The following is a 19461-nucleotide window of genomic DNA, read 5'->3' on the forward strand; positions in this document are numbered from 1 at the left end:
TGCTCATGCGTGTGAAGCGAGGCGAAGCGCCGCAGCGTGCACGACGTGCGTGACAGAGCTGTCGTCCATAGTCGGGTAGAGCGGCAGCGTGATCGCCTGATTGTAAAAGCGTGCGGCGTGCGGTGGTGTCACGGCTGTGTGATAAGGTTGCCGGGTGATCGGTATGTAATGGACGTTGGCGCCTGTACCCTCTTCGCGCAAGGCCCGGAACATCTCGGCACGCAGCGCGGCGGGGACCTGGAGGACATAGAGGTGCCAGGCGCTTAGGCGTTTCTCTCGTGTTGCGAGTTGTACGACGCATTCAGGCAAGTCGCGTTGGTAGCGAGCAGCCAGTGTACGGCGGGCGGCGAGGAATGCATCCAAGCGAGCCATCTGGCTCAACCCCAGTGCGGCCTGGATATCGGTCATGCGGTAGTTAAAGCCGAGCATCTGTTGCTCGTAGTACCAAGGGCCGTCCGGCTCGTTGATAAAGTCTTCCGGTTCGCGGGTGATGCCGTGGCTGCGCAGCAGGCGCATGGTCTTGGCCAGAGCGGGGTCATTGGTCATGGCCATGCCACCTTCCCCCGTGGTGATGATCTTCACCGGGTGAAAGCTGAAGACCGTAATGTCGCTGTAGTGGCCGTTGCCGGTGGGCTCGTCGTGATAGCGGGCGCCGAGGGCGTGGCAGGCATCTTCGATGATCCGAAAACCATACTCTTGCCCCAAGCGGTGGATCTCTTTCATGTCGCAGGGCAGGCCCGCGAAGTGCACCGGGATCACCACCTTGGGCAGGCGTCCTTCGGCCTTGGCAGCCACCAGTTTTCGCTCCAGCTCCACGGCGCACATATTGCCTGTATCGGGTTCGATATCGACAAAATCGACTCGGGCGCCGCAATAGAGGGCGCAGTTGGCGGAGGCAACGAAGCTGATGGGGGAGGTCCAGACCCAGTCACCTGGACCCACTCCCAGCGCCAGGCAGGCAATGTGCAGGGCAGCGGTGCCGGAGTTGACGGCGACCCCGAAACGGGCGCAGCAATAGTCGGCAACAGCTTGCTCGAAACGAGGCACTGCTGGTCCCTGGGTCAGAAAGTCGGATCTCAGGACCTCCACCACGGCCTCGATGTCCGCTTCACTGATCGATTGTCTGCCGTACGGGATCATTCCATCACCACTTGCTGATTGAGTTGCTTGAGCTCTTCTATGGTCAGAAAGACCGGGTTGTTGCGAGAGTTGTACTCAAACCCCGAGTCGACCATCTTTCCCTTCTCGCCGGCGGCGGTCTTCGAGAAGTCGTTGTTGCGGTTGTTGAAGTTGATGGTCGGCCCGATGATGAAGAAGTCGTCGAACTCAAAGGTGTGATAGGAGTCGTCAGCAGGGCACATCACTTCGTGCATTTTTTCGCCCGGGCGGATGCCGACAATCTTGTGCGGCAGCTCGGGTGCCATGGAAAGGGCGAGATCCGTGATGCGAACGGAAGGGAGCTTGGGAACAAAAATTTCCCCCCCCTTCATCCGCTCGAAGTTGCGCAGCACAAAATCCACCCCCTGCTGCAAGGTGATCCAGAAGCGGGTCATCTCCTCGTGGGTGATGGGCAGTGAGTCTGCACCCTGATCGATCTGCTTTTGGAAAAAGGGGACGACCGAACCACGGGAGCCGACCACATTGCCGTAACGCACCACAGAGAAACGGGTCGGATCCTGGCCCGCGATATTGTTGGCAGCGACGAACAACTTGTCGGAGGCCAGCTTGGTGGCTCCGTAGAGGTTGATCGGGTTGGCGGCCTTGTCGGTGGAAAGTGCGATGACCTTCTTCACCTGATTGATCAGGGCAGCCTGGATGACGTTTTCGGCCCCGTGGATATTGGTCTTGATGCATTCCATGGGGTTGTATTCAGCGGCTGGAACCTGCTTGAGGGCGGCGGCATGAACCACGTAATCCACCCCGCGCATCGCCATGGTCAAGCGGTTGGCATCCCGCACATCGCCAATGAAATAACGCATGCAGGGAGCATCGAAGACCTGCTGCATCTCGAACTGTTTCAGCTCGTCACGGGAATAGATAATGAGGCGCTTGGGTTTGTAACGCTCCAGTACTGTCTTGACCAGTTTCTTGCCAAACGAGCCGGTGCCACCCGTGATGAGTAGCGTTTTATCATTGAACATTGCGGGCATCTCGTCAGAAAAACAGTAGATGAATCATATGCTAGCAAATAAAGTACCAGCTTTTTATGCAAAGAGTGTGATCCATTCGCAAAAACGCTTTTAACACGCGAACTTAGGTCATCACTCTCAAAGTTAATTGTAATGACGACTTAAGGCGACGTAACGGGCGTAGTCCGGTTCTGCCAGATGGCGGAGCAGATCTGCTCCACGGCATTGAGGGCTCTCGGGGTGAAGCGGTGCAGCTCATCCGAGTTGATGAGGGTCAATCGTCCCTGCTTGACTGCGTCTATCATGGTCCACTGTTGCCAGTGCGCCAGAGCGCCCGGATCGCCACTGCCCGCTAGAATGAGCTCGGGGTTGGCCTTGATCACCTGCTCTTGGCTGACTTGGGGGTACGGGGTCTTGGCATGGGCCATCACATTGATGCCGCCACACAGCTCGATGGCTTGGGCGGGCCAGGCGTGGCCACTGGCACTGGTTAGCGGCGGGTACCAGAGCTGGTAGAACACCTTGACGCCGGTCGGCTGGCCGTAGCGCTGCCTGAGGGCCGCCAGTCTGGCCAGATAGCGATCGGCCGCCTCGTTGGCGCGTTGCTCAACCCCCAGCATCTTGCCAAGGGCCCGCATCTCGCCAGCCAGTGAATCAAAATCGGTGGGCTCGGAGTAGAACACCTGAATGCCGAGCTTTTCCAGCGGTGCCAGCATGCGCGACTGGGCGGATCGCCAGGCGAGAATGAGATCCGGCTTCTGGGCCAGCAATGCTTCCACATTGATGCTGCGGTAATTCGCCACCTTGGGCTTGTCTGTCACCTCGGATGGATAGTCGGAGGCATCATCAACGGCCACCAGCTTGTCGCCGGCCCCGATATCATAGAGAAGCTCGGTGAGGTGAGGGACCACGCTCACCACCCGCTCCGGGGTCGCCGCCATCGCCAAAAATGGCAAACCTGCCAGCAACCCCATCCATTTACCTGTGTGTCTAAGCATGCCAGCGTTCCACCAGTGTCAGCGCCAGGGCGACCAGCAGCCATCCCCAGCCTGTTCCTTGCAAGACATTGAGCATCCGCGTGGCCATGTCGGCGCCGGGATCCTGTCCGAGCCCCAGCACGGGCCAGCGTTGCAGTGTGCCCTGGTAGTAGCGCGGGCCCCCCAGCCGGGTCTGAAACTTGTCCGCCAGCAGCACCAGCAGGATGCCCATGGCAGGATAGGGCCAGAGTGCGGCACTTCGCAGCAGCCAGCCAGCACGCTTGAGACGGGTTAGTAGCAGGGGCAAGCCAAGCAGCAGCACAGTCGGGGCATTGAGCGCCTGATAGAAGGCGCTCGCCGCGCGGCCAAAGTGGCTGAATGCGGGATCCTTCATGCTCCAGCCAAGGCTCATCAGCTGGGTCAGTCGCCAGAGCAGGGCACCCTGTACACCGGCCAGCGCATAGCCCAGCAGGGGGCCGGCCCATTGTCCTACCAGGCGCAGGGCGCAGCTCTCGCTCACAGCCTTGGCAATCCCCATGACCGAGAGTTTGCTTGTCTCCCGCTTGAGCCAGGGCACGGCCTGCAGTCGTGCCAGTGGCAGCGTCTCCTGGCAGGCAAGGGCGCGGGTAGCACTCGCCAGCTCCCGCAGCGGGCGGGATTCAATCATCAATAGCAGAAACAGCAGATCGAACAGAGGTTCGCTCAGGGCCAGATTGCGCACCGACCAGAGGCCAGCTGCGCAGGGCAGCCAGACCACCAGCATCGCCAGCACGCCGGCCTGCAACTGTTGTCTGGGCGAGCCGTCCGCCCTGTGTACCTTGTGGCCAAGGCGGGTGAGCTGCGGGGTGAGGGCCGAGAGCCGGATGTGGGCGGGGCGGGGAATGAGGGCCTCCAGCAAGGCGGCCCCCAACATGATGGCCGCCGTCGTGGAAAGCAGATCGGCGGCCATCGGTTCGAGCGATGCGATTGGGATCACAGCTTGCCGAGCATCTTGATGATCACTTCGGCCGAGTGTTGACCGGCCACCTCGATAAAGGCGTCGAAGGATTCCACCTGCTCCTTGCCCGCGATGTCAGACATGGCGCGCACCACCAGATAGGGCACCTTGAACATGTGGCATACCTGGCCGATGGCAGCCCCTTCCATCTCGACCGCCAGCATTTGCGGGAAATCGGCGCGCGCCTTGGCGATGGCCTGTGGCTTGCACATGAACTGATCACCGGTGCAGATGAGGCCAACTTTGGTCTGGTGCTTGCCCTGCTCGGCGATGCACTCGCGCGCCACCGTGATCAGCTTTTCGTCGCAGGGGAAGGCGGCGGGTTGCTGCGCCATCTGGCCCATCTCGTAGCCGAAGGCGGTCACGTCCACGTCGTGGAAGCGCATTTCGCTGGCGATCACCACGTCACCGATATGCAGATCCTGGGCAAAACCGCCCGCAGAGCCGGTATTGATCACGCAATCGGGGGCAAATCTTTCCAGCAGCAGGCTGGTGGCCACGCTGGCGGCGACCTTGCCGATGCCGGAGCGGGTCAGGATCACCTCTTTGCCGGCCAGCATCCCCTGATAGAACTCGCAGCCACCCAGTTGCAGGGTGGTGGCGTTGCTCAGCTGGCTGCGCAGCAGGGCCACTTCTTGTTCCATGGCGCCGATAATACCTACTTTCATCACTGACCTCGTCTTGATAGCCGTCAGGCTGTATTTAAGTTGCTGTAGATCATAACAAAAGATGAAGACGGCGCCGAGCGCCAGAAGAGAAATGCCAGGGAGGAACCCAGGCGCCCCAACGCGAGGCGCCACAAGTAACGAGGGAAGGGACGGAGATCGCTTAACCGAGGGCGGTGTCCAGCGTCATCATCAGGGCGAAACCCGCCATCAGGCCGAGGGTCGCGTGAGTTTGATGGCCGTTGCGGTGAGTCTCGGGGATCACCTCATGGGAGACCACAGACAGCATGGCGCCAGCCGCCAGGCCCAGACCGATGGGATAGGCGATGGCCAGGCCGCTGGAGAGCCCGACCCCGAGCAGGGCGCCGAGGGGTTCGAGCAGGCCGCTGCCGATGGCGACCAGCACGGCCAGTGGCGGGCGAAAACCGGCGGCGCACATGGCAAGCGCCACCGCCAACCCTTCCGGAATATCCTGCAGGGCGATGGCGGTGGTGAGCGGCAATCCCACCGACATGTCACCCTGGGAGAAGCTGACCCCGATGGCCATCCCCTCCGGCAGGTTGTGCAGGGCGATGGCGAAGACAAACAGCCAGACCCGGGAGCAATGCTCATGGCCCGGGCCGCAGGGGCCAGTCTTGTCGTGTTCGTGCGGGGTGAACTGATCCAGCCCCAGCATCAGCAGCACCCCGAGGGTCATCCCCGCTACCACCACGGCGGCGGCAGCAAAGCCGTTGCCCGTGATGCCGCTGGCGGCATCGAGCCCCGGCAGCAGCAGGGAGAAGGCGCTGGCCGCCAGCATCATGCCGGCGGCAAAGCCGAGCATGGAATCCTCCACCCGCTGCGGCACGGCGCGTAGAAAGAGGGCGGGCAGGGCACCGAGGGCGGTGGCAGCAAAGCCGGCCGCCCCGCCGATGAGGCCATAGCGCATGCCGCTGCTGATCTCCTCCGTCGCCAGCATGACGAGGCTCTGCAACAGCAACAACAATACGGCCGCCAGCGCGATGAAGAGGCCGAGGGCCGTTCGGGGGCGGGATTGCATCTGGGCGCGCAGTTGTTGGGACCAGGAGGAGGCGGGCAGGGCTGACATATCGTCCATCGGGTGACCTTATGAGAAAGAGAGAAGGCTCATTACATCCCTGCGCCGACGCCTTGTCTACCCGAGGCAGGCGATTGCCCCCATAGCTAAATAGCATGCAGTTGAGCACTGGCGTAGGGCACCCGCCTGAGGCCTTGGCGCCGGGGGAATTAACACCATTTAAATTTTTTTAATAAAAATGAAGGCATTGTCGCCTTGTGCTAGAGTGCGCGACTTTGCCAAATGCCCTCTTCCCGCGTTTTGTGCATCTCCCCGTCAGGATGGCCCGGGTATCAGCTCACAGGGATGTGATCGCCACACTCCACACCCAGTCAGCAGTCGAGGACCCACTGCCACCATGTTTTACAAGAATCTTTCCATCGGCAAGAAGATTGCCGTGGTCTTTGCGATCATCGCCGCCGTCAACGTGCTGTTCGGTCTGTTTCTCTCCAGCGAGCTGCGCAGCGTGCGTGATCGGGTGCTGAACTTTACCGACTCGACCCTGCCGAGCGTGCTGTCGGTGGAAAACCTGCTCTATGACGTCTCCTATGTGCGCCGGGCCCAGTTTGCCCTGCTGATGGTGGATGACAGTGCCGATCTGCAGGCCCGTCGTGGTCGGATCCAGAACAATATCCAGAAAGTAGAGACCAGCTTCCAGGCCTATGAGGCCACGGTCGGAGCGGCCCATGAGCGTCAGGTATTCAACCGGGCCAAGCAGCATTGGTTGAGCTATCGCCGCTCGGTGAGCGAGTTCGATCAGCTGCTGGCCACAGGCCGGCATACCGAAGCCGAGGCCCAGCTGTTTGCCTCCAACGCGACCTATGGCGCCCTGGAACAGGCAGTCAACGATCTGGTCGGGGTCAACCTCGACTTCGTCAAGGAGAACCGGGGCAGCCTGCTCGGCAGCGTCAGCATGCTCAACACCCTGGCCATGGTCAGCATCGGCAGTTTGTTGCTGTTCATGATGGCGATGACCTGGTTCCTGACCCGCCAGATCTGCCTGCCGCTGCAGGCCGTGGTGGCCCAGGCCAACGCCATCGCCAGCGGGGATCTGACTCACCGTCTGGATCGCCGCAACCTGGGGCGCGATGAATTGGGGGCGCTGGCCAATGCTTCCCTCAAGATGCAGGACAACCTGCGTGGCCTGATTGAAGAGGTGGTGGCCGCCGTGACCCAGCTGGGCACCGCCATCGAAGAGGTGAGTGCCGTCTCCGAGCAGTCGGCCAAGGGGATCCAGAGCCAGCAGCAGGAGATCTCTCTGGTGGCGACGGCCATGACCCAGATGAAGGCCACCGTCGCCGACGTGGCGGGCAACACCGAGATCGCCTCGGAATCCGCCAGCTCGGCCAATGCGCTGGCACGCAGCGGCAACCGGGAGGTACGCAACTCTCTGGTGGCGATCACCCGGGTTGCCGAAGAGATCGAGCAGGCCGGCGTGCTGGTGACCGAGCTGGAGCGCGAGTCTGCCCAGATCAATGTGGTGGTGGACGTGATCCGCGGCATTGCCGATCAGACCAACCTGCTGGCCCTCAACGCCGCCATCGAGGCCGCCCGTGCCGGTGAGCAGGGGCGTGGCTTTGCGGTGGTGGCCGATGAGGTGCGTACCCTAGCGGGTCGTACCCAGGCCTCTACCGGCGAGATTGTGGCCATTATCGAGACCCTGCAGGCCCGTGCCAACAAGGCCAAAGAGGTGACCGGACTTAGCTGCGACATGATCCGCGAGTGCGTGACCCAGAGCGAACAGACAGGGGCGGGTATCCAGCAAATTGAGGAAGCCGTGGCCCAGATCGCCGACATGGCGATCCAGATCGCCAGCGCCTGTGGCGAGCAGGATGCGGTCTCCGACGAGCTGGGGCGCAACGTGGAGCGGATCAACGAGTCGGCCAACGAGGTTGCCTTCGGCGCCGATCATACCGCGCGCGCCTGTCTGGAGCTGAGCCAGCTGGCCGCAGGGCTCAAGCAGACTATCGGGCGCTTTCATCTTGCCTGATCCCGAGTGCAATTCAGGCGCGCGAAGAGACGCCTGAATTGCTGATATCAACCCGGCTTAGGCCGGGTTTTTTATTGCCTGCCAATCCCCATCTCGAGGGGGGAGGTGGCAATCAGCGCCTGTGTGCGTCAGCGTGAAGGGAAGGGGAGAGTGGGTTAATGGTTATAGCGATAGATGGTTTGGTGGAGGGCTGGATTGCAAGGAAACAGAGCCACGAACGCCTTGCAGGGGGAAACACGAGCGACACATAACCACGAGCGGCAGATAACAAAAAACCGGCTTGCGCCGGTTTTTTGTTATGTCGAGTACGGGCTGGCTTATTTGGCCAGAGACTCCGGCAGCTCTTCACGGATCTTGCCGAGCATCTCTTTGAGCACGCGCGGGTTAGCAACGACTATGTTGCCGGAGGTTTCGTAGTTGTGACCACCCACGAAGTCGGTCACGATGGCGCCCGCTTCCTTGGCCAGCAGTTCGCCGGCGGCGGTATCCCAGGGTTTCAGACCGATTTCCCAGAAACCGTCGACGCGGCCGGCGGCCACGTAGGCCAGATCCAGGGCGGCGGAGCCGGAGCGTCGGATGTCGGCACACTCGATGAACATGCTCTGGAACATCTTCAGGTACGGCTCGATATGGTGCTTCTGCTTGAACGGGAAGCCGGTGGCCAGCACGGTACCAGCCAGTTCGCGGGCCTTGCCGACGCGGATGCGGTAGCCGTTCAGCTGGGCGCCGCTACCACGGGTAGCAGTGAACAGTTCGTCGCGGATCGGGTCGTAAATAACGGCTTGTTCGGTCTTGCCTTTCACGCGCAGGGCGATGGAAACGGCGAAGTGCGGAATGCCTTTGACAAGGTTGGTCGTGCCATCCAGTGGGTCAATGATCCATTGGTAATCCGGATTGGTTCCGGCAGTCTCACCAGACTCTTCAGCTACGATGCTGTGCTCCGGGTAAGATTTTTTGATGGTATGAATGATGGCCGCTTCGGCTTCACGGTCAACGTTGGTCACGAAGTCATTGCTGCCTTTCTGGATAGCCTCAATGTTCTCGGGCTGGGAGAAGGCTTTTACTACAACTTGACCGGCGTTGCGCGCAGCGCGCACGGCGATATTCAGCATCGGATGCATAGGTTCACCACTGGATGTTAAAGAACGGGGATAAAAGGACGCGGTATGATACCAGTATTTCCACCGATGGCAACTGTTATCCCGATTCAGCCATTCGATTGCCACTGCCAGATATGACGGCTCCAATATAGGCCGGATCTGCGCTAGTCTTATGCCTGCAATCAACCCAGTTTGTCATGAGCATAGGGACATGAATCATGAACTTGTCAGTAGTCAGTCAGCACGTATCCGGCGCCAGTGAAGGTTTACTGGCCATTTTGCGTTCATCCAGAGAGTATGGCGACCACTTTGCCAACATCGGCATCACGCCGCTTGCCGAGTGGCAGCCAGCCAAGGCGGAGGCGGCGATCCTGCTGATCGATGGCAATACCCCCTGGCAGGATGCCAGTTTTTTGGGCGGGGAAGATGACACCATAGGGCTACCCGTGTTGCCGCTGCTGATCCGCAAGGGGGGCAGGGAGCTGGCCATCTGCGGGCCGGATGTGCGCGACCCCCGCTTCTATTTCGTCTCCAACGGCATAGTGCTGGAGGAGTCGGATCTCGCCAATCCCGCCAGCAGCCGGGTGCTGCTGCGCAAGCTGGAATCCTACTTCCCGCTGCTCTCCCGCCTCATCATGCTGCGCCAGCGCAAGCCGGCCGCCACCCTCAACTGATCTCGTCATCATCGGCCGACAAACGGCGCACCCAGTGTCATCACTGGTACTGGGTGCGCCGTTTGTGTTACTAGAGAGTGGGTCAGGATCCCGCCGCCGGGGGAAATGAGTGCCCGGTGGCCCCATCTGCGTAACCAAGGAGTGACCATGATCGACTTTTATACTGCAGCGACCCCCAATGGCTTCAAGGTAGCGATAGCCCTCGAGGAGCTGGGGCTGCCTTATCGGGTGATCCCGCTCGACTTGTCGGCACTGGATCAGAAAAAGCCCGAGTTTCTGGCCATCAACCCCAACGGCCGCATTCCGGCCATCGTCGATCGGGACAACGATGACTTCGCCGTGTTCGAATCCGGCGCCATCCTCCTCTATCTGGCCGAGAAGGCGGGCAAGCTCTTGCCGCAGGATCCCAAGCGCCGCTCCCGGGCCATCCAGTGGCTGATGTTCCAGATGGGCGGGGTTGGCCCCATGATGGGGCAGGCCAACGTCTTCTACCGCTACTTCCCCGAGAAGATCCCGGCGGCCATCGAGCGTTACCAGAAGGAGGGGCGCCGCCTGTTCGAGGTGCTCGACAGCCATCTGGCCCACCACGAGTATCTGGCCGATGAGTACAGCATCGCTGACATTGCCACCTGGCCCTGGGTGCGGATCTACGACTGGAGCGGGATCTCCATCGAGGGGCTGCCCCATCTGCAGGCCTGGATGGCGCGCATGGAGTCCCGTCCTGCCTGCCAGAAGGGGATCACCATTCCGCCGCGCAAGGAGCACCCGGAGGATCTGATCAAGCAGGCACAGCAGATGGTAACGCGTTGATTTTTAACTGCAGACGGGGCGAAATGCCCCGTAATATTAGAAAAACTAAGGCAAGCTGATTATAAAGATTCGTTCGTTTTCTGTGAGCTGAATCACTATCATGCCCCCATACCATCAAGCGTCCTGTGCGATGGTCGGGCGGGTTCCCCGCCTCCTGTTTCCAACACTGATTTGATTGACTCACTGTTTCTGTGAAGAGACTCCCCCGGGCCATTTCTGTGCTGGGGGGCGGCAGCTTTTTGACGATTTTTTTGGGACTGATATGGATCGGCACAGTTTTTATCCGTTGTTTTTCCTGACCATTCTGATGGTCGCTGTGGGCCAGATGACCCAGACCCTCTATGTCCCCTCCATTCCCATGATGGCGGGGGACTTTCAGGTGGCCTCCGGTCAGCTGCAGGCGGTGATGGCCTGTTACCTCATTCCCTATGGCCTCTCCCAGTTTGTCTACGGGCCGCTGTCGGATCGCATCGGTCGTCGCCCCGTGCTCATCATCGGCATGATGGTGTTTCTGTTGGGGACTCTGACCATCCAGCTGATCCCCCACTTCGCGGCCCTGCTGGTGGGCAGCTTCATTCAGGGGCTGGGAACCGGTGCGGGCGGCGCCATGAGCCGCACCGTGATGCGCGACCGTTATAGCGGCGCCGAGCTCAACCGCGCCAACAGCCTGGTGAGCATGGGGGTGATCTTCTCCCCGCTGCTGGCCCCCGTGCTGGGTGGCTGGTTGACCGAGCTGTTCAACTGGCGCGCCGGTTACTGGTTCCTGTTCGGTTTTGGCGCCGTGGCGACCCTGGCCATCATGGCCTGGTTTGGTGAGACCCTGCCGGTGAGCGCCCGCCAGCAACCGCTGCGGGTGGGGGCGGCCTATCGCCATGTGCTGGGCAACCCCAAGTTTCAGGGCAACCTGCTCTGCCTGATGGCCACCTTCTCCGGTCTGGCGGTCTTTGAGGCGGCCGCCGGCGTGTTGCTCGGGGATGTGTTGAAACTGAGTGCCCGCACCGTGAGCGTGCTGTTCGTACTGCCGCTGCCGGGTTATCTGTTCGGGGCCTGGCTCTCGGCCAAGCTGAGCTTTCGCCTGAGCCAGGGCAAGCTGATGCGTCTGGGCATCGCATTTTTGGCACTCGGCTCGCTCATCATTCTGCTGCCGGGCCTGTTCGGGTTAGTGAGCGCTGCGTCACTGATCGGGGGCGCTGCCGTCTACTTCATCGGGAGCGGCATCCTCTACCCGACCGCCACCTCCTGCGCCATCGAGCCCTTCCCGGGCCAGGCGGGTACCGCAGGGGCTATCCTGGGCGGCATGCAGAACCTGGGGGCGGGTGTCGTCACCCTGCTGGCGGCCTGCTTCCCGATGACCGGCCAGGTGACCCTGGGGGCCATCATGACCCTGATGGTGCTGATCGTGGCGCTGAGCTTTGTCTGGCTGCGCCACCACGGCTCCCCCCACGAGCAGATGGCAATCTGACGCCATCGCGCCAGTCCCTTGCCCAATAAAAAGAGGCCATGACCCGTCGGGGTCATGGCCTCTTTTGTTATGTGGCGCGCACGCTTTTGGCCTGCGCGGGTAAATGCTCGCTTACCCCTGCGATGCCATGTCTGCCTGGGGAAGGGGGCGCTGCTCCAGCCGTTGCTCGCCCGGGCGGCAGACCAGCACCGACCCTTGTTCGAACCAGTCCCCCAGCACGATACGGCGGGCGGGTTGGCCGTCCAGGGTAAAGTCGTGGATGGCGGGTCTGTGGGTGTGGCCATGGATCATCATCCGGCAGTCGTGACTGCGCAGCATGGCGTCCACCGCCGCGGGCGTCACGTCCATGATGCTCTGGCTCTTGTAGGCATTTTCCATCTGGCTTTGGCCGCGCATCTTGCAGGCGATGGCCTGCCGGCGGGGGAGCGGCAGGCGCAGAAAGAGCCAGCGCAGCCATTTGAGCTGGGTGATGCGACGAAACTTCTGATACCCCTCATCCAGGGTGCAGAGCAGATCCCCGTGACTTAGCACCACCCGCTCGCCATAGAGTTCGATGACGCAAGGATCCCCCAACAATGTCATGCCGGCGCGCTTGGCATACTGCTGACCCAGCAGAAAGTCGCGGTTGCCGTGAATAAAGTAGATGGGCACGTTTTGCTGGCTCAGGGCCAAAAACGCGTCGGCGATGGTCTGGTGGAGCGGGTTGGGATCATCGTCGCCAATCCAGAATTCAAACAGATCCCCCAGCACATAGAGGGCATCGGCGCCGACGGCGTCGTGCTCGAGAAAGTGCACCAGCGCCGCCGTCATGTCGGGCCGCTGGGCGCACAGGTGAATGTCACTGATAAAGAGGGTGCTCATGGTGGCGTGTCGGTGCTCAGGGTCGGATCCGGGGAGGGGCAATGAACGGCTGTTTCGGGGCTGGCAAGGGCTGAAGGCGGCGTCTGGACAACTGCAGGCCGGGCAGGATCAGACATCCGCTGCCACCTGAGTGTGGCAAGGTTGCATCCCTCCAGAGTCAGCAGCGCCTCGTAAGGGTCGCCGGCCAGCCCCAGCAGGCGACAGATGGCAGCCTCTCCTTTGAAGCCTTCTTCAAGGCGCAGACGCAGCACCGCCTGATAAAAATCATCCCCAAAGTGCGCCAGCAGGGCGGCCATCAGGGTGAGGTGGCGCCAGCCGTTGAGAGTCTCGACCGCTGCCGGCGTGACATAGAGCTCCACCGGCCAGGAGTACCCGTCCGGGCCGGCAAAAAGCCGCTCCAGCAGCCAGACGCCTTCCCCCTTGTCGCTTGCCAGCCACCCCTGCTCGCGCAGTTGAGCCGCAAGCTGGGCAGGCACCGGATGCTGGCAGAGGATATCGAGATCGCTACCCGGCCGCTCCAGTCCGATGGCGAGGGTACTGACCATGGCCACGTCGCTGCACAGCTCTTGCAAGCGCGTCCACAGGCCGTTACTTAACAGGGCGTGAGCGGAGCGCTGGCGCGGGTTGCCGTGGGCCAGATAGTCGAGATGGCGCCAGTTTGGGGCGGCAGATGGAAAAACTGCGGCCGGGGCCGCAGTTTTGTCAGAGCCTGGCCGGCAGAGATCACTCGGCAAGGGTCACCTTGGTGATCACCACGTCTTCAACCGGTACGTCCTGGTGGATGCGACCGTAGTTGCCGGTCTTGACGCCCTTGATCTTGTTTACCACGTCCATGCCCGCAGTCACTTCACCGAATACGCAGTAGCCGTAGCCCTGGGTGGTAGCGGATTTGAAGTCGAGGAAGTCGTTGTTGTTCACGTTGATGAAGAACTGGGCGCTTGCAGAGTGCGGCTCCATGGTGCGGGCCATAGCGATGGTGCCAATCTTGTTGGACAGACCGTTGGCCGCTTCGTTTTTGATCGGGGCGCGGGTGTCTTTCTCTTCAAAGCCCGGGGCATAGCCGCCGCCCTGGATCATGAAGCCGTCGATCACGCGGTGGAAGATGGTGTTGTCATAGTGACCGTCACGGCAGTATTGCAGGAAGTTGGCCACGGTTTCCGGGGCTTTTTCAGCATTCAGGGTGAGGGTGATGTCGCCGTGATTGGTATGCAGAGTGACCATGAGTTGTCCCTTCATTTTGTAGCGAGCCAGGCAGGCCCGCGGGTGTATGGCATAAAGTGGTGGCAATTCTAGCCCATCAGGGGCGGCGGGCATAGTGCATCTGGCGTCAAGACATAGATGGCAGGCGGGATCCGGCTCGTTTTCTCTGGTCGAACGGGGTATTATGACCAACCATTTTACACACAGGCAGTGGTTATAAGATGCTGAAGATATACAACACACTCACTCGTCAAAAAGAAGAATTCAAACCTATCCACCCGGGCAAGGTGGGCATGTATGTGTGTGGTGTCACCATCTACGATCACTGTCATATCGGCCACGGCCGCACCTTTGTCGCCTTCGACGTGGTGGCCCGTTACCTGCGCTACGCCGGTTACGATCTCACCTATGTGCGCAATATCACCGACGTGGATGACAAGATCATCAAACGCGCCGCCGAAACCCGCGTCACCTGTGACGAGCTGACCGAGCGCCTGATTGGCGACATGCACGCCGACTTCGATGCCCTCGGCATGGTGCGTCCGGATATCGAGCCGCGTGCCACCCAGCACATCGGTGAAATCATCGAACTGGTGCAATCCCTGCTGGACAAGGAGCACGCCTACGTGGCTGACAACGGCGACGTCATGTTCATCGTCGAGTCCTACGCCGACTATGGCCAGCTCTCCGGCCAGGATCTGGAGCAGCTGCAAGCCGGTGCCCGCGTCGATGTGGTGGATGCCAAGAGGAATCCCTTGGACTTCGTGCTGTGGAAGATGTCCAAGCCGGGCGAGCCGACCTGGGACAGCCCCTGGGGCCCGGGCCGCCCCGGCTGGCACATCGAGTGCTCTGCCATGAACTCCAAGCACCTGGGCAACCACTTCGACATCCACGGCGGTGGCTCCGATCTGCAGTTCCCCCACCACGAGAACGAGATCGCCCAGTCCTGCTGCGCCCACGGTGGTGACTACGTCAACACCTGGATGCACAGCGGCATGGTGATGGTGGATAAAGAGAAGATGTCCAAGTCCCTTGGCAACTTCTTCACCATCCGAGACGTACTGGCCCACTACGACGCCGAAACCGTCCGTTACTTCCTGATGTCCGGCCACTACCGCAGCCAGCTCAACTATTCGGAAGATAACCTGAAGCAAGCCCGCGCCGCGCTGGAGCGCATGTACACCGCCCTGCGTGACCTGCCAGAAGCCGCCGCTGCCGGTGGCGACGAGCAGGTGGCCCGTTTTGTTGAGGCCATGGACGACGACTTCAACACCCCGGAAGCCTACTCAGCCCTGTTCGACCTGGTGCGCGAGATCAACCGCCAGAAGGCCGAAGACATGGCCGTTGCCGCTGGCCTCGGTGCCCGTCTGCGCGAACTGGGCGCCGTGCTCGGTATCCTGCAGCAAGACCCCGAGGCCTTCCTCAAGGGGGATGAAGCGGACGAAGAGGTTGCCGAAATCGAGCGCCTGATCGCCGAGCGCAATCGGGCCCGCGCCGACAAGAACTGGGCCGCCGCCGATGCCGCTCGCAACCGTCTCACCGAGATGGGCATAGTGCTGGAAGACAGTGCCGGCAAGACCAGCTGGCGCCGTGCCTAAGGCCGGTTGTCCTGTTGCTGGCAACAGGTTGAGCCAATAAAAAAACCGCAGCCCTTGGGCTGCGGTTTTTTTGTGGCCTGCTGTGATGCCTCGGCATCCTTCGGTCTGATCCCCTCGCCCCTTGGGGGAGAGGGTAAGGGTGAGGGGGGCTAATGTCATTCCTCTGGCGGAATGCAATCCAACGTTTGGATGGCATGGCTTCGCCATGCAGGACACGAGGGCCTTGCCCTCGAAGGGATTTCGCCGCCGCTACGCGGCTTGGCGAGTGACTTTTGAAAGACCAAAAGTCACCAAAAGTCTTCTCCCCCGGCAAACCGCCCGCTTCGCGGGTTCCCTCGTCTCGTTCAACGGGTCGGACGGAGCGCCGCAGATGGCACTTTGGCCTATGCCATCCATGGCCTCGACCAAAGTCCGCTTCGAACATCCTTGTTCTCGCGCCAAATCAGGGCGAGCAGTGCTCGCCCTGATCCGATTTGGCCCCTATGCCGGCTGCGCTATCATCCCTGACGGCGATCCTGACCCGTTGAAATCGACTCGGCGGATTGCAGGGGGAACCAATACCGTGCCCGCCCGTGGCTTTAACGTTCATGTCGGCCGCCTATTTCGCTGCAGGGGGAGAGCAGTGCATGGGATTGGAGAAATGGGGTTTTGGTTTGGATAGAAGCATGTTCTGGGAATAGAAATAAAAACTGCAGCTCAAGGCTGCGGTTTCGTTTAGTGTTGACTTGAAAGTTTAAGAAATGCGGCGTTAAATATTTGTGATTACTCTCAGTTTTATACCACTTATTTCATCTATATAAGCTGCAGTGGCACCTAATATTGTCAACTGGTCATCTGATATTAGTTTTTTTGATATTGCAGGTTGAACAACAGAGATTCCACATTTAAAAGAGGCATATCTAGCGACTTTTGCTAACTGCACTAAATCTGCAAATTCACCCTTTTCTATTCTTGATGCTCTGCCATTTTTTAAACGACTGCGTTCACGTTGCATCAAACGTAAAATGAGATTCTCTTTGTCACCAAACCACTTTACACTTTTTTCTGCTTGTCCCGCTACTTGATATACATCATCAACCCTTGCTCCAGGTTTTGCTATACCATTGGATTTTGTACAATATTTGCAGTGAAATAGGTCGATTACAAGCTCTCTATTATCAATGTTTTTTATTGCTACTATGTCGGCTACTTCACCTGCGCCATCATCATCAAATACTATGTCATAGTGATTTAATAACCTTTGAATTGTATGATATTGAATTGAGTTTTTTATCTTTGATTCTGTTTGAGATTCAATAGATATGTCTACACCTGTCCACTCCCAATCCTCAACATTGTTTCTGTCGTAAAGGTAAGAGTATTTTTCATTGGGATAATACCTTAGACCTCCATCAACTACAGATGTGTCTGACATGAAAATAGTTGGTGGGTTTTCATTAAAATAATCAGTGATGTTAATGATGCTCTCACCTAAATTTATTTTAATGTTTTCTGTGGAGTGGAATATAACCTCACCTTTTTTATGTATTTTTGCTGTTATTGAATTAATACCATGCTGGGTTTTTATTCCAATTGCCATGGATTTATTATCAACGTTAGCCTTGTCTATCAATATTAATTCGCATTGTATTATTTTTTCTTCCCAAGTATCGGAGAGAATTGTGACCTTTAATTCATTTTTCCTTAGTAACTCAACGGGCCATTCGATAGATAAAGGATGTAAGTCTGGATATTTATCTAATTCTTCAGTTTGCATTGCCGTTTTCATTACTTCATTAGTGTTTATTGAGTCATCAAGGATTTTTTTACCGACATTTTTGCACCAAGTAATCCATTTATCTAGAGAGTCACTGTCCATGGCCCAGACTTTCCCTTTGTGAGAACAGCCTATACTAACTAATTCTCCGTTTTCATACCCTTTACCAAAAATGTTGGATTTGGTTGCTCTATTGGCTTCGATGTCTGGAATTTGGTCATTTACTTCAGTTCCGGTATGCATAGAATAACGTAGACCTCTCTTATTTTTATTTAGGCCAACATTTTGTAGTTTTAACCGTTTCAGTCCAGCAAGCGCTCTGAAAACATACTCACCTTGAACTAGAGATGCATCAGGAGCGACTAATTTAACCAAACGTTTTACTAACCCATCTTTAGCGGAAGAGTGAATAAATAAGAGGTTTAATTCCTTGTTGTAATACGCGATATATAAATCCCACGATTCATCAAAAAGTTCTTTTGAGCTAGTCCAGCCAACTGGTAAAAAAGATTTTACTGAGAAAATCAGGATGTCTTGGTCATCATTAATGGTAGAGTCAACTATTTGAAAATGTTTGTTCCCAAATGATATAAAGTTGTTTGGCTGCCATTTTTCTAAGCTCATTCTATAAATAGTAGAGCTTATGGTGGGTGTTAGACCTAAATCTAATAGTTTGCTCGGGGTGGAGAATTCAGACCTAAATTCATGATACTCTCTCTCATCTTGAATTTTTCGTGAGCTGATATCGCTGATGACACTATTCCAGTCAGAGTCTTCTTTATAAAGTTCCTCAAGACTATCACTCATATTTGGATTAGCAATGTTAGCGATGAATTTTGCATCGCCGACATTTTTTGTTGTGCGAGTAAATCGTCCTGTGAATTGAAGCATTATATTTATGCTTTTGTGAGGGTCATGTAATGCCGATATTTTCAGTTGAGGCAGATCAAATCCTTCACCTAGCATATCGACGCACACTATTATTTTGTGCTCTCTGTTTCGTATGGCAGCCAAAACCTCCTTTTTATTTTTTGTCTGGCTGTTTATTAAGACTGGATTAAGATCTTTATCATTGGAGTAAATTTCAAAAATAGATTTTGCACGTTCAATTGTACTTGCTCTTGCCATCATTATGTGATCAAAACCATTAGCTATATCCTCCCTGAGCAAGTGTATAGCTTTTTTAGCAATAGCTGCGTCGGATTTTTCCTCAACAAACTCTCGAATTGGGTGGAATTCGATAGGTTTAAAATACCCATCTTCTTGTGCTTTTTTTAGTGGGTAATTAAATATTATTTTCCCACCAATCCTTGTACGATCTGACCTAAAGGGGGTTGCAGTAAATTGAAATATTGGTTTGTGTTCAAAATGAGATTTAATCCTAGCCCAAGTAGATGCGGTGATATGATGAGCTTCATCGACAATAAGATGTGTACAAGCACTTGTCAGTTTTGAAAGATTTTGATTGGAAAAAAGAGAAAGAGCTGATGCGGATGATATTATTACATTGGACTGTAATATTTTCTGTAATTCATCCTCATTGTTAATTCCATGTTTAATAGTGGCTACAATAGGATTTGAAGTGTTGCAGTCAATTAACTCTAGTTGTCGAAGTAAGCCAAGGTGTATAAATTTTTCTTTTGTCTGCTCTCGTAATGCATCAGAGGGTACAATGACTAGTGTTTTTTTGAATTTTCCAGCCACAACGATGGAAAGAATTGTCTCTGTCTTACCTGTTCCTGTTGGCATTACAATCGTTGCTGCTGTTTTTTCTTCTGATTTGGCAAACCCAAGAGCGGCAAAAATACCACCAATTTGAGGTGGCCTAAGCCCTTTTGTTCTTTTGCTCTCATCTAGCTCTTTAAATAAAAAGTTTGCAGAACACCATGAATTGAATATTTCATCGTAAGACTGATTGATATCGCCAAGAGGTAGCCAGCTTAACGAGCTATTTCCTATGTTTTTTTCAATAAGTGAAGCCATCTTATAGCCCTTGTTTTAGATTTTTTATATGTCAGTATCTATAGATAAACCTGTTGTATTCGATTGTCGAAGCGTAATCGTATGTTCGAGGAATCAGGTATTATTACAGTGACATACTCACTATCGGACCTTCTGTATACAACCGTTCCCGATAGGGATATGTATTACTTGCTGTTGTACTCAC

16 protein-coding genes are annotated in these 19461 nt (G+C 56.9%); 5 read left to right on the forward strand and 11 right to left on the reverse strand.

Features of this window, described 5'->3' with window-relative positions; genetic code table 11:
* Positions 1-3: 3 nt before the first annotated feature.
* From pseC to I6L37_RS13225, 6 genes are all read right to left on the reverse strand, one after another.
* Positions 4-1140 carry a UDP-4-amino-4,6-dideoxy-N-acetyl-beta-L-altrosamine transaminase gene (pseC, locus tag I6L37_RS13200; protein WP_216992079.1) on the reverse strand — a complete coding sequence of 379 codons (1137 nt, stop codon included), beginning with the start codon at positions 1138-1140 and terminating at the stop codon, positions 4-6.
* Positions 1137-2141 (reverse strand): UDP-N-acetylglucosamine 4,6-dehydratase (inverting), encoded by a 1005-nt coding sequence (pseB, locus tag I6L37_RS13205; protein ID WP_216992080.1) that lies wholly within the window; start codon positions 2139-2141, stop codon positions 1137-1139. Before pseB ends, pseC begins: the two co-directional genes overlap by 4 nt.
* Before the next feature lie 149 nt (positions 2142-2290).
* Positions 2291-3127, reverse strand: a complete 837-nt coding sequence (locus I6L37_RS13210) for a cobalamin-binding protein (protein ID WP_216992081.1) — start codon at positions 3125-3127, stop codon at positions 2291-2293.
* Complete coding sequence (locus I6L37_RS13215; RefSeq protein WP_216992082.1) at positions 3120-4082, reverse strand: cobalamin biosynthesis protein; 963 nt, start codon at positions 4080-4082, stop codon at positions 3120-3122. The genes I6L37_RS13210 and I6L37_RS13215 overlap by 8 nt, the downstream gene beginning before the upstream one ends.
* A complete protein-coding gene (mtnN, locus tag I6L37_RS13220) occupies positions 4079-4771 on the reverse strand; it encodes a 5'-methylthioadenosine/S-adenosylhomocysteine nucleosidase (RefSeq protein WP_216992083.1) in 693 nt (230 codons plus the stop codon). Before mtnN ends, I6L37_RS13215 begins: the two co-directional genes overlap by 4 nt.
* A 160-nt stretch (positions 4772-4931) precedes the next feature.
* Positions 4932-5864, reverse strand: a complete 933-nt coding sequence (locus tag I6L37_RS13225; RefSeq protein WP_216992084.1) for a ZIP family metal transporter — start codon at positions 5862-5864, stop codon at positions 4932-4934.
* 337 nt (positions 5865-6201) lie between these two features.
* Between I6L37_RS13225 and I6L37_RS13230 the strand changes: the two genes are divergently transcribed.
* Complete coding sequence (locus I6L37_RS13230) at positions 6202-7833, forward strand: methyl-accepting chemotaxis protein (protein WP_201977193.1); 1632 nt, start codon at positions 6202-6204, stop codon at positions 7831-7833.
* Between the two features lie 317 nt (positions 7834-8150).
* Here I6L37_RS13230 and suhB read toward each other — a convergent pair whose 3' ends face one another.
* Positions 8151-8954: an inositol-1-monophosphatase gene (gene suhB / locus I6L37_RS13235; protein ID WP_026458137.1), complete on the reverse strand. Its 804-nt coding sequence runs from the start codon at positions 8952-8954 to the stop codon at positions 8151-8153.
* Positions 8955-9151: 197 nt separating this feature from the next.
* On the opposite strand from suhB, the gene I6L37_RS13240 reads away from it, so the two are divergent.
* From I6L37_RS13240 to emrD, 3 genes are all read left to right on the forward strand, one after another.
* Complete coding sequence (locus I6L37_RS13240) at positions 9152-9607, forward strand: hypothetical protein (RefSeq protein ID WP_216992085.1); 456 nt, start codon at positions 9152-9154, stop codon at positions 9605-9607.
* A 147-nt stretch (positions 9608-9754) separates the two neighbouring features.
* Complete coding sequence (locus I6L37_RS13245) at positions 9755-10417, forward strand: glutathione S-transferase family protein (protein WP_216992086.1); 663 nt, start codon at positions 9755-9757, stop codon at positions 10415-10417.
* A gap of 262 nt (positions 10418-10679) precedes the next feature.
* A complete protein-coding gene (gene emrD, locus I6L37_RS13250; RefSeq protein ID WP_042071809.1) occupies positions 10680-11879 on the forward strand; it encodes a multidrug efflux MFS transporter EmrD in 1200 nt (399 codons plus the stop codon).
* 111 nt (positions 11880-11990) lie between these two features.
* Here the strand turns inward: emrD and lpxH are convergent, their stop codons facing one another.
* Genes lpxH through I6L37_RS13265 form a run of 3 tightly spaced genes read right to left on the reverse strand, consistent with a single transcriptional unit; the run spans position 11991 to position 13961 of the window.
* The gene (lpxH, locus tag I6L37_RS13255; protein WP_216992087.1) at positions 11991-12740 is read right to left on the reverse strand and encodes a UDP-2,3-diacylglucosamine diphosphatase; all 750 of its coding nucleotides are present in this window, start codon (positions 12738-12740) and stop codon (positions 11991-11993) included.
* Complete coding sequence (locus tag I6L37_RS13260; RefSeq protein WP_216992088.1) at positions 12737-13474, reverse strand: DUF4269 domain-containing protein; 738 nt, start codon at positions 13472-13474, stop codon at positions 12737-12739. The genes lpxH and I6L37_RS13260 overlap by 4 nt, the downstream gene beginning before the upstream one ends.
* The gene (locus I6L37_RS13265; RefSeq protein ID WP_026457729.1) at positions 13464-13961 is read right to left on the reverse strand and encodes a peptidylprolyl isomerase; all 498 of its coding nucleotides are present in this window, start codon (positions 13959-13961) and stop codon (positions 13464-13466) included. The genes I6L37_RS13260 and I6L37_RS13265 overlap by 11 nt, the downstream gene beginning before the upstream one ends.
* A 200-nt stretch (positions 13962-14161) precedes the next feature.
* Here I6L37_RS13265 and cysS point away from each other — a divergent pair, with 200 nt between their 5' ends.
* A complete protein-coding gene (cysS, locus tag I6L37_RS13270; protein WP_216992089.1) occupies positions 14162-15538 on the forward strand; it encodes a cysteine--tRNA ligase in 1377 nt (458 codons plus the stop codon).
* Positions 15539-16286: 748 nt separating this feature from the next.
* Here cysS and I6L37_RS13275 read toward each other — a convergent pair.
* Positions 16287-19277 carry a DEAD/DEAH box helicase gene (locus tag I6L37_RS13275; protein WP_216992090.1) on the reverse strand — a complete coding sequence of 997 codons (2991 nt, stop codon included), beginning with the start codon at positions 19275-19277 and terminating at the stop codon, positions 16287-16289.
* Between the last annotated feature and the right edge of the window lie 184 nt (positions 19278-19461).

The organism is Aeromonas sp. FDAARGOS 1407, assembly GCF_019048725.1.
Classification (GTDB): domain Bacteria; phylum Pseudomonadota; class Gammaproteobacteria; order Enterobacterales; family Aeromonadaceae; genus Aeromonas; species Aeromonas enteropelogenes.

Bases quoted from the DNA above. Each gene is read 5' to 3' on its own strand.
- I6L37_RS13240 (WP_216992085.1), top strand. From the start codon at position 9,152: ATGAACTTGTCAGTAGTCAGTCAGCACGTATCCGGCGCCAGTGAAGGT.
- lpxH (WP_216992087.1), bottom strand. From the start codon at position 12,740: ATGAGCACCCTCTTTATCAGTGACATTCACCTGTGCGCCCAGCGGCCC.
- mtnN (WP_216992083.1), bottom strand. From the start codon at position 4,771: ATGAAAGTAGGTATTATCGGCGCCATGGAACAAGAAGTGGCCCTGCTG.
- pseC (WP_216992079.1), bottom strand. From the start codon at position 1,140: ATGATCCCGTACGGCAGACAATCGATCAGTGAAGCGGACATCGAGGCC.
- I6L37_RS13275 (WP_216992090.1), bottom strand. From the start codon at position 19,277: ATGGCTTCACTTATTGAAAAAAACATAGGAAATAGCTCGTTAAGCTGG.
- suhB (WP_026458137.1), bottom strand. From the start codon at position 8,954: ATGCATCCGATGCTGAATATCGCCGTGCGCGCTGCGCGCAACGCCGGT.
- I6L37_RS13210 (WP_216992081.1), bottom strand. From the start codon at position 3,127: ATGCTTAGACACACAGGTAAATGGATGGGGTTGCTGGCAGGTTTGCCA.
- I6L37_RS13265 (WP_026457729.1), bottom strand. From the start codon at position 13,961: ATGGTCACTCTGCATACCAATCACGGCGACATCACCCTCACCCTGAAT.
- emrD (WP_042071809.1), top strand. From the start codon at position 10,680: ATGGATCGGCACAGTTTTTATCCGTTGTTTTTCCTGACCATTCTGATG.
- I6L37_RS13245 (WP_216992086.1), top strand. From the start codon at position 9,755: ATGATCGACTTTTATACTGCAGCGACCCCCAATGGCTTCAAGGTAGCG.
- pseB (WP_216992080.1), bottom strand. From the start codon at position 2,141: ATGTTCAATGATAAAACGCTACTCATCACGGGTGGCACCGGCTCGTTT.
- I6L37_RS13225 (WP_216992084.1), bottom strand. From the start codon at position 5,864: ATGGACGATATGTCAGCCCTGCCCGCCTCCTCCTGGTCCCAACAACTG.
- I6L37_RS13230 (WP_201977193.1), top strand. From the start codon at position 6,202: ATGTTTTACAAGAATCTTTCCATCGGCAAGAAGATTGCCGTGGTCTTT.
- cysS (WP_216992089.1), top strand. From the start codon at position 14,162: ATGCTGAAGATATACAACACACTCACTCGTCAAAAAGAAGAATTCAAA.